The sequence below is a fragment of the Mycobacterium angelicum genome, from assembly GCF_002086155.1.
Lineage (GTDB): Bacteria > Actinomycetota > Actinomycetes > Mycobacteriales > Mycobacteriaceae > Mycobacterium > Mycobacterium angelicum.
Window position 1 is genome coordinate 1 of the sequence record NZ_MVHE01000189.1, and the last position, 1457, is coordinate 1457.

The 1457-nt window shown below is 58.8% G+C and carries 1 protein-coding gene; it reads left to right on the forward strand.

Going from position 1 to position 1457, the window contains the following annotated elements; translation table 11 throughout:
* Nucleotides 1-98: 98 nt before the first annotated feature.
* Nucleotides 99-1457 (forward strand): condensation domain-containing protein (locus BST12_RS28910; RefSeq protein ID WP_245850624.1); only part of this gene is annotated, 1359 nt, incomplete at its 3' end.

Below are 1457 nucleotides of genomic sequence, written 5' to 3' on the forward strand. Positions count from 1 at the left end.
GGAATTGAGGAGGGATCGTGATCATAGGTGGGGGCTCCGCTAGCGCCAGTATGGAGGTGGGGCTGATTTATGACTGGGATCCTGGACAGGGTCCCGTGGTGACGTGGGCGCCGACTCCTGCTTCGGTTACAAAAGCTCAACAAGCACCGGTAGTTGCGGCGCCGCCGAGTTCCATGCAAGCCGCCCATGTGCGTAGTTATATTGATTTCACTGAGCGTGGTCTGGAATTTTCTCGGTTGGTGATGGGTTCCTGGGAGATTCCGGGTAAGTGTGATATCCGCACCATGACGCACGTGATCAATGCGCATCTTCGTCGTCATTCCACCTACCGGAACTGGTTTGAGTACAAAGACGCCAAGACCATTCTTCGGCATCAAATGGCCAATCCCCGCGATATCCAGTTCGTTCCGGTTCAGCATGGTGAGCTGACCCAGCCGCAATGGCAGGAATTGGTGTTGTCGACCCCGAATCCGTTGCAGTGGGATTGCTTCCGGTTCGGCCTGATCCAGCACGAAGATCACTGCACCCTGTTCGCGATTGTCGACCACCTGCATTGCGACCCGGCATTGATCACCGGCCTGTACGTCGAGATTCTGGCCAACTACCAAGCGCTGGTCGCCGGCAAACCACCCGTCATGCTCTCCGACACCGGCAGCCACGAAGACTTCTGCATCCGGGAAAAGGCGTTCGCCGACTCCATGACCCTGGACTCCCCGGAAGTCCGCAAATGGATCGAGTTCGCCGAGAACACCGGCGGAGCCGGCCCCGAATTCCCATTACCGCTGGGTGACCAATCCATCCCCTGCGGCGGCGACATGATGATCGTGCCGCTCATGGACACACAGCAAACAGCCCGCTTCGAAGACGGCTGCATCGCCGCCGGCGCCCGATTCAGCGGCGGCCTGTTCGCCTGCGCCGCGCTGGCCTACTACGAACTGACCGGCCAGGAAACCTACTACGGCCTCACCCCGGTCGACAAACGACAAACGCCCGAAGAATACATGACCATGGGCTGGTTCACCGGAATCCTGCCCTTCACCGTCACCGTCGACCCCAATTCATTCGAAGAAACCGCGCGCGCCGTACAAGCATCATTCGACGAAAACATGCCCCTGGCCCAGGTACCCTACGACCGCATCCTGGAATTAGCGCCCTGGCTGAAAAAATACAGCTCCCAGTTCTTCATGATGAACTACATGGACGCCGGCCTACCCCCACTTTCCGCAGTGGTCGCCACCGCACTAGTAGGCACAAATGCAACCGCCTACAACGACGCCCGCAGCCCCGCCTACCTGTATATGTCAGTAATCCGCCTCTTCGACGAGGTCTCACTGATGATTTCCTTCCCGAACAACCCCATTGCCCGGGAATCCGTCACCCGCTACGGCGAAATCCTCAAATCCGTATACAACCGCGCCGCCGCAGGCCAGTACACAGCACCCGCTGTCCACGTATCC